General features: G+C 56.9%; 10 protein-coding genes. All 10 read left to right on the top strand.

Annotation, left to right across the window (positions count from 1 at the left end):
- The coding region (locus QRN41_RS11520; RefSeq protein ID WP_285421587.1) for a 16S rRNA (guanine(527)-N(7))-methyltransferase RsmG at positions 1-314 on the top strand (314 nt) is incomplete at its 5' end.
- A gap of 18 nt (positions 315-332) precedes the next feature.
- Positions 333-1,130, top strand: coding sequence for a ParA family protein (locus tag QRN41_RS11515; protein WP_016978715.1), 798 nt, complete (start codon positions 333-335; stop codon positions 1,128-1,130).
- A gap of 9 nt (positions 1,131-1,139) precedes the next feature.
- A complete protein-coding gene (locus QRN41_RS11510) occupies positions 1,140-2,012 on the top strand; it encodes a ParB/RepB/Spo0J family partition protein (protein WP_016970690.1) in 873 nt (290 codons plus the stop codon).
- Between the two features lie 148 nt (positions 2,013-2,160).
- A complete protein-coding gene (locus QRN41_RS11505; protein WP_010565865.1) occupies positions 2,161-2,568 on the top strand; it encodes a F0F1 ATP synthase subunit I in 408 nt (135 codons plus the stop codon).
- Positions 2,569-2,584: 16 nt separating this feature from the next.
- Positions 2,585-3,454 carry a F0F1 ATP synthase subunit A gene (gene atpB, locus QRN41_RS11500; protein WP_034101609.1) on the top strand — a complete coding sequence of 290 codons (870 nt, stop codon included), beginning with the start codon at positions 2,585-2,587 and terminating at the stop codon, positions 3,452-3,454.
- Between the two features lie 134 nt (positions 3,455-3,588).
- Positions 3,589-3,846, top strand: a complete 258-nt coding sequence (gene atpE, locus QRN41_RS11495) for a F0F1 ATP synthase subunit C (RefSeq protein WP_002555987.1) — start codon at positions 3,589-3,591, stop codon at positions 3,844-3,846.
- A 54-nt stretch (positions 3,847-3,900) separates the two neighbouring features.
- Complete coding sequence (locus QRN41_RS11490; RefSeq protein WP_003177066.1) at positions 3,901-4,371, top strand: F0F1 ATP synthase subunit B; 471 nt, start codon at positions 3,901-3,903, stop codon at positions 4,369-4,371.
- A 12-nt stretch (positions 4,372-4,383) separates the two neighbouring features.
- Positions 4,384-4,920 (top strand): F0F1 ATP synthase subunit delta, encoded by a 537-nt coding sequence (locus QRN41_RS11485; protein ID WP_003195833.1) that lies wholly within the window; start codon positions 4,384-4,386, stop codon positions 4,918-4,920.
- Positions 4,921-4,941: 21 nt separating this feature from the next.
- The gene (gene atpA, locus QRN41_RS11480) at positions 4,942-6,486 is read left to right on the top strand and encodes a F0F1 ATP synthase subunit alpha (RefSeq protein ID WP_285421586.1); all 1,545 of its coding nucleotides are present in this window, start codon (positions 4,942-4,944) and stop codon (positions 6,484-6,486) included.
- 50 nt (positions 6,487-6,536) lie between these two features.
- Entirely contained in the window at positions 6,537-7,397 is an 861-nt protein-coding gene (gene atpG, locus QRN41_RS11475) for a F0F1 ATP synthase subunit gamma (protein WP_010207685.1), read from the top strand.
- The last annotated feature ends 10 nt before the right edge of the window (positions 7,398-7,407 follow it).

Raw genomic sequence — 7,407 nt, 5'->3', positions numbered from 1 at the left:
GCTTCCTGACTCAGGTCAAACTTGAACTCAAATTGGATAACCTGCAGGTTATCCACAGCCGCGTCGAAGCCTTTACGCCTGAACAGCCCTTCAACGGAATTGTTTCCCGGGCGTTCAGTAGCATGGAAAACTTCAGCAACTGGACCCGCCACCTGGGCGACCAAGACACCCGTTGGCTGGCAATGAAGGGCGTCCATCCAAGCGATGAGCTGTTAGCATTGCCGACGGACTTCCACCTTGATAGCGAACACGCCTTGGCCGTACCCGGTTGCCAAGGCCAACGCCATCTGCTGATACTGCGCCGCACGGCATGATTGGGAACACAAGCAAGAATGGCTAAGGTATTCGCGATAGCGAACCAAAAAGGTGGCGTGGGCAAAACCACCACCTGCATCAACCTCGCAGCATCCCTGGTGGCCACCAAGCGCCGGGTGCTGTTGATCGATCTTGATCCACAGGGCAACGCCACCATGGGTAGCGGTGTGGATAAACACGGCCTGGAAAACTCAGTCTATGACTTGCTGATCGGCGAGTGCGACCTGGCCCAGGCCATGCACTATTCCGAACACGGCGGTTATCAGCTACTACCGGCCAACCGCGATCTGACTGCGGCCGAAGTGGTGCTGCTGGAAATGCAGATGAAAGAAAGCCGTCTGCGCAGCGCCTTGGCACCGATCCGCGAGAATTACGATTACATTTTGATCGACTGCCCACCCTCATTGTCGATGCTCACGCTCAACGCGCTGGTCGCTGCCGATGGGGTGATCATCCCCATGCAGTGCGAGTACTACGCGCTCGAAGGCTTGAGTGACCTTGTGGATAACATCAAGCGGATTGCCGAGTTGCTCAACCCGAACCTGCAGATCGAAGGTCTTTTGCGGACTATGTTCGATCCGCGCCTGAGCCTGATGAACGATGTGTCGGCGCAGCTCAAGGAACACTTCGGCGACCAGCTCTACGATACGGTGATCCCGCGCAACATCCGTTTGGCCGAAGCCCCGAGCTACGGCATGCCTGCCCTGGCTTACGACAAATCGTCCCGTGGCGCCATTGCCTACCTGGCACTGGCCGGCGAGATGGTCCGTCGCCAACGCCGCAACTCACGCACCGCTGCCGCCCAGCCAACTTAAGGAATCCCCATGGCCGTCAAGAAACGAGGTCTCGGACGTGGACTGGATGCACTGTTGAGTGGTCCGACCGTTACATCCCTTGAAGAACAAGCGGTGCAGGCTGACGAGCGCGAGTTGCAGCACCTGCCCCTGGACCTGATCCAGCGCGGCAAATACCAGCCGCGCCGGGATATGGATCCCCAGGCGCTGGAAGAACTGGCCAATTCGATCAAGGCCCAGGGTGTGATGCAACCGATCGTGGTTCGCCCGATCGGTGGGGGCCGTTTTGAGATCATCGCCGGCGAGCGCCGCTGGCGCGCCAGCCAGCAGGCCGGCAAAGAGACTATCCCGGCGATGGTCCGCGATGTGCCGGACGAAACCGCGATCGCCATGGCCTTGATCGAGAATATCCAGCGTGAAGACCTCAACCCCATCGAAGAAGCGATTGCGTTGCAGCGTCTGCAGCAAGAATTCCAGCTGACCCAGCAACAGGTGGCCGAGGCGGTAGGTAAATCCCGCGTAACTGTGTCCAACCTGCTGCGTCTGATCGCGCTGCCGGAAGTCATCAAGACCATGTTGTCCCACGGTGACCTGGAAATGGGCCATGCCCGTGCGTTGCTCGGTTTGCCGGAAAATCAACAGGTTGAAGGGGCGCGACACGTTGTCGCACGAGGGCTCACTGTTCGTCAGACCGAGGCATTGGTCCGGCAGTGGCTCAGTGGTAAACCTGCACCGGTCGAAACGGCCAAACCTGATCCGGATATCGCACGCCTCGAGCAGCGCCTGGCCGAGCGCCTGGGCTCTGCGGTGCAAATTCGCCATGGCAAGAAAGGCAAAGGCCAATTGGTCATCGGATATAACTCCCTCGATGAGCTTCAGGGCGTCCTTGCCCACATCCGCTGAAACATTTGCTTATGTAGCGCGTGATCGGAAATCACTACCCGACAGTTGAATAGGGGCTGAACCGCCCCTATACTCTGCGCGCATTTTGTCGGCACAAATTATGCCAAGTTATTGATTTCCGGCAGCCGACCATTGAGGAGCAAGAGTGATGGAAACCCGCACGCCAAACACGTTGCCGTTCCATCGCTTGGCCGTTTTCCCGGTTTTATTGGCTCAATTTGTCATCCTGCTGATCGCCGCATTGGCGCTTTGGTATTGGCATGGAGTCGTAGCCGGATATTCAGGACTCTGCGGAGGCCTGATAGCCTTGCTGCCCAATATGTACTTTGCTCATAGGGCCTTTCGGTTTTCCGGCGCCCGAGCAGCCCAGGCCATCGTCCGGTCTTTTTATGCCGGCGAGGCGGGGAAACTGATTTTGACGGCAGTGCTTTTTGCACTGACCTTTGCAGGTGTGAAGCCATTGGCGCCGCTGGCTGTATTCGGTGTCTTCGTGTTGACCCAACTGGTCAGCTGGTTCGCTCCCCTGCTAATGAAAACAAGACTTTCGAAACCTTAGGGCGTTTGAGGCAACCATGGCAGAAACAACCGCTTCGGGCTATATCCAGCACCACTTGCAGAACCTGACCTTCGGTCAGCTTCCCAACGGCGGCTGGGGCTTCGCCCACACCGCAGCAGAAGCCAAAGAAATGGGCTTTTGGGCTTTCCACCTGGATACTCTGGGCTGGTCGGTCGCACTGGGTCTGATCTTCGTCCTGATTTTCCGCATGGCGGCGAAAAAGGCGACTTCCGGTCAGCCGGGTGCCCTGCAAAACTTCGTTGAGGTATTGGTCGAATTCGTCGATGGCAGCGTGAAAGACAGCTTCCATGGCCGTAGCCCGGTGATCGCACCGCTGGCACTGACCATCTTCGTCTGGGTGTTCCTGATGAACGCCGTCGACCTGATCCCGGTCGACTGGATTCCTCAATTGGCGATCCTGATCTCCGGCGATCACCACATTCCATTCCGTGCCGTTTCCACCACGGACCCTAACGCCACCCTGGGCATGGCCCTGTCGGTGTTCGCGTTGATCATTTTCTACAGCATCAAAGTCAAGGGCATCGGCGGCTTCATCGGCGAGCTGACCTTGCACCCGTTCGGCAGCAAGAACATTTTCGTTCAGGCCCTGCTGATTCCGGTGAACTTCCTGCTGGAGTTCGTCACCCTGGTCGCCAAGCCGATTTCCCTGGCACTGCGACTGTTCGGCAACATGTATGCCGGCGAACTGGTGTTCATTCTGATCGCTGTGATGTTCGGCAGCGGTCTGCTCTGGCTTAGCGGCCTGGGCGTTGTTCTGCAGTGGGCGTGGGCTGTATTCCACATCCTGATCATTACCCTGCAGGCCTTCATCTTCATGATGCTGACCATCGTCTACCTGTCGATGGCGCACGAAGAGAACCATTAAGGCCGGTCTCGACCAGTCTGATGTCCTTCCCGGTGAAACGGGAAGGTGGCCCACCAGGGCTAATGAAACGATTTGTTTTACCGCTTTAAAATCTAAAAAACCTAAACCATACGACGTAAAAGTCGGGAGGAAAGATGGAAACTGTAGTTGGTCTAACCGCTATCGCTGTTGCACTGTTGATCGGCCTGGGCGCCCTGGGTACTGCCATTGGTTTCGGCCTGCTGGGCGGCAAGTTCCTGGAAGGCGCAGCGCGTCAGCCAGAAATGGTCCCAATGCTGCAAGTTAAAATGTTCATCGTCGCCGGCCTGCTCGACGCCGTGACCATGATCGGCGTTGGTATCGCACTGTTCTTCACCTTCGCGAACCCCTTCGTTGGTCAACTCGCTGGCTAATCACTCGATTTCGAGTGATTGGGGTGATGGACAACGAATGAGCGAGGTGTTGGCGTGAACATTAATGCAACCCTGATTGGCCAATCCGTTGCGTTCTTCATTTTTGTAGTGTTTTGCATGAAGTTCGTGTGGCCTCCGGTCATCGCGGCTTTGCACGAACGTCAGAAGAAGATCGCGGACGGCTTGGACGCTGCCAGCCGTGCAGCTCGCGACCTGGAGTTGGCCCAAGAAAAAGTGGGTCATCAACTGCGCGAAGCTAAAGCACAGGCAGCTGAGATCATTGAGCAAGCCAAGAAACGCGGTAACCAGATCGTCGAAGAGGCTGTTGAAAAAGCCCGCGTCGAAGCTGACCGTGTGAAGGCTTCGGCTCATGCCGAGATCGAACAGGAACTGAACGGCGTCAAAGACGCGCTGCGTGCCCAACTGGGTGCTCTGGCGGTCGGCGGTGCTGAGAAGATCCTCGGTGCCACAATCGATCAAAACGCGCACGCGGAGCTGGTTAACAAACTGGCTGCTGAAATTTAAGCGAGGGCGATCATGGCAGAACTGACCACGTTGGCCCGACCTTACGCTAAGGCAGCCTTCGAGCACGCCCAGGCCCACCAGCAGCTGGCCTCTTGGTCAGCCATGCTCGGCCTGGCTGCAGCAGTGTCGCAAGACGACACCATGCAGCGCGTGCTCAAGGCCCCGCGCCTGACGAGCGCAGACAAGGCCGCCACTTTTATTGAAGTGTGCGGCGACAAGTTTGATGTGAAGGTGCAGAACTTCATTCACGTCATTGCCGAAAACGACCGTCTCCCGCTGTTGCCGGAGATCGCCGCGCTGTTCGACCTGTACAAGGCTGAAGCAGAGAAATCGGTAGACGTTGAAGTGACCAGTGCTTTCGCATTGAACCAAGAACAGCAAGACAAACTCGCCAAGGTTCTCAGTGCACGACTCAATCGGGAAGTGCGCCTGCAAGCTTCGGAGGACGCATCCCTGATTGGTGGTGTTGTTATCCGTGCCGGCGACCTGGTTATCGATGGCTCGATTCGCGGCAAAATCGCGAAACTTGCCGAAGCATTGAAATCTTGAGTTTGAAGGGGCAGCAGAGCAATGCAGCAACTCAATCCTTCCGAAATAAGTGAAATTATCAAGGGCCGCATCGACAAGCTCGATGTGACCTCCCAAGCCCGTAACGAAGGCACTGTCGTCAGCGTATCTGACGGCATCGTGCGGATTCACGGTCTGGCCGACGTTATGTACGGCGAGATGATCGAGTTTCCGGGCGGCGTCTACGGTATGGCCCTCAACCTGGAGCAAGACTCCGTAGGTGCCGTTGTACTGGGCGCATACACCAGTCTGGCTGAAGGCATGAGCGCCAAGTGCACTGGCCGCATCCTGGAAGTTCCGGTTGGTAAGGAACTGCTGGGTCGCGTAGTCGACGCACTGGGTAACCCTGTTGACGGCAAAGGTCCACTGGGCAACACCGAGACCGACGCGGTCGAGAAAGTTGCTCCAGGCGTGATCTGGCGTAAGTCGGTAGACCAGCCTGTACAGACTGGCTACAAGGCTGTCGATGCCATGATCCCTGTCGGCCGTGGCCAGCGTGAGCTGATCATCGGTGACCGTCAGATCGGTAAAACCGCTCTGGCGATCGACGCGATCATCAACCAGAAGAACAGCGGCATTTTCTGCGTCTACGTAGCCATCGGTCAGAAGCAATCGACCATCGCCAACGTGGTTCGCAAGCTGGAAGAAAACGGCGCCCTGGCCAACACGATCATCGTGGCTGCCAGTGCTTCGGAATCTCCTGCGCTGCAATTCCTGGCACCGTACTCCGGTTGCACCATGGGTGAATTCTTCCGCGACCGCGGTGAAGACGCGCTGATCGTTTATGACGATCTGTCCAAGCAAGCAGTGGCTTACCGCCAGATTTCCCTGCTGCTGCGCCGTCCACCAGGCCGTGAAGCTTACCCAGGCGACGTGTTCTACCTCCACTCCCGTCTGCTGGAGCGCGCATCCCGCGTTTCGGAAGAGTACGTAGAGAAGTTCACCAACGGCGCAGTGACCGGCAAAACCGGTTCCCTGACCGCACTGCCGATCATCGAAACCCAGGCTGGCGACGTTTCCGCGTTCGTTCCGACCAACGTGATTTCCATCACCGACGGTCAGATCTTCCTGGAATCGGCCATGTTCAACTCGGGCATCCGCCCTGCAGTGAACGCCGGTGTTTCGGTATCCCGTGTGGGTGGTGCCGCTCAGACCAAGATCATCAAGAAGCTCTCCGGTGGTATCCGTACCGCTCTGGCTCAGTACCGTGAACTGGCGGCATTCGCCCAGTTCGCTTCTGACCTGGACGAAGCGACCCGTAAGCAACTTGAGCATGGTCAGCGCGTTACCGAGCTGATGAAGCAGAAGCAATACGCCCCAATGTCGATCGCTGACATGGCGTTGACGCTGTATGCCGCTGAGCGTGGGTTCCTGACCGACGTTGAAATCGCCAAGGTCGGCAGCTTTGAACAAGCGCTGATTGCTTACTTCAACCGCGATCACGCCGATTTGATGGCGAAGATCAACGTGAAGGGTGACTTCAATGACGATATCGACGCTGGCATGAAAGCCGGTATCGAGAAGTTCAAGGCCACCCAAACCTGGTAAGCCGCAGCGGGAGCCGCAAGGCTCCCGCTTGCTAACCTGATAGGTGTTACATGGCAGGCGCAAAAGAGATTCGCAGTAAGATTGCGAGCATCAAAAGCACGCAAAAAATTACCAGCGCCATGGAAAAAGTGGCGGTCAGCAAAATGCGCAAGGCACAAATGCGCATGGCTGCTAGCCGTCCTTATGCGGAGCGTATCCGCCAGGTAATTGGGCATCTGGCCAACGCCAACCCGGAATACCGCCACCCGTTCATGATCGACCGCGAAGTTAAGCGTGTTGGTTATGTCGTAGTGAGCAGTGACCGTGGTTTGTGCGGTGGTTTGAATACCAACCTGTTCAAGGCCCTGGTCAAGGACATGGCGGTAAACCGCGAAAAAGGCGTCGAGATCGATCTGTGTGTTGTTGGTAGCAAGGGTGCGGCCTTTTTCCGTAACTTCGGCGGTAACGTCGTTGCAGCTATCAGCCACCTGGGTGAAGAGCCGTCGATCAATGATTTGATCGGCAGTGTGAAGGTGATGCTGGATGCGTACCTGGAAGGCCGGATAGACCGCCTGTCCGTGGTATCCAACAAATTCATCAACACCATGACCCAGCAGCCGACCGTGGAGCAATTGATTCCACTGGTGGCGACCCCGGATCAGGAACTCAAGCACCACTGGGACTACCTCTACGAACCAGATGCCAAAGAGCTGCTTGACGGCTTGATGGTGCGCTACGTGGAGTCGCAGGTGTACCAGGCGGTGGTCGAGAACAACGCAGCTGAACAAGCGGCGCGGATGATCGCGATGAAAAACGCTACCGATAACGCCGGTGATCTGATCAGCGATTTGCAGCTGATCTACAACAAGGCGCGTCAGGCTGCGATCACCCAAGAGATCTCGGAAATCGTCGGCGGCGCTGCCGCGGTTTAACGGTTCAAAT

The organism is Pseudomonas sp. efr-133-TYG-23 (assembly GCF_030209215.1).
Lineage (GTDB): Bacteria > Pseudomonadota > Gammaproteobacteria > Pseudomonadales > Pseudomonadaceae > Aquipseudomonas > Aquipseudomonas rhodesiae.
The sequence above is the reverse complement of the archived record's forward strand: the minus strand, read 5'-3'. Positions and strand labels throughout refer to the sequence as shown.

Coding starts and splice junctions, on each gene's coding strand:
- QRN41_RS11485 (WP_003195833.1), top strand. CDS start 4,384: ATGGCAGAACTGACCACGTTGGCCCGACCTTACGCTAAGGCAGCCTTC.
- QRN41_RS11515 (WP_016978715.1), top strand. CDS start 333: ATGGCTAAGGTATTCGCGATAGCGAACCAAAAAGGTGGCGTGGGCAAA.
- QRN41_RS11510 (WP_016970690.1), top strand. CDS start 1,140: ATGGCCGTCAAGAAACGAGGTCTCGGACGTGGACTGGATGCACTGTTG.
- atpB (WP_034101609.1), top strand. CDS start 2,585: ATGGCAGAAACAACCGCTTCGGGCTATATCCAGCACCACTTGCAGAAC.
- atpE (WP_002555987.1), top strand. CDS start 3,589: ATGGAAACTGTAGTTGGTCTAACCGCTATCGCTGTTGCACTGTTGATC.
- QRN41_RS11505 (WP_010565865.1), top strand. CDS start 2,161: ATGGAAACCCGCACGCCAAACACGTTGCCGTTCCATCGCTTGGCCGTT.
- atpG (WP_010207685.1), top strand. CDS start 6,537: ATGGCAGGCGCAAAAGAGATTCGCAGTAAGATTGCGAGCATCAAAAGC.
- atpA (WP_285421586.1), top strand. CDS start 4,942: ATGCAGCAACTCAATCCTTCCGAAATAAGTGAAATTATCAAGGGCCGC.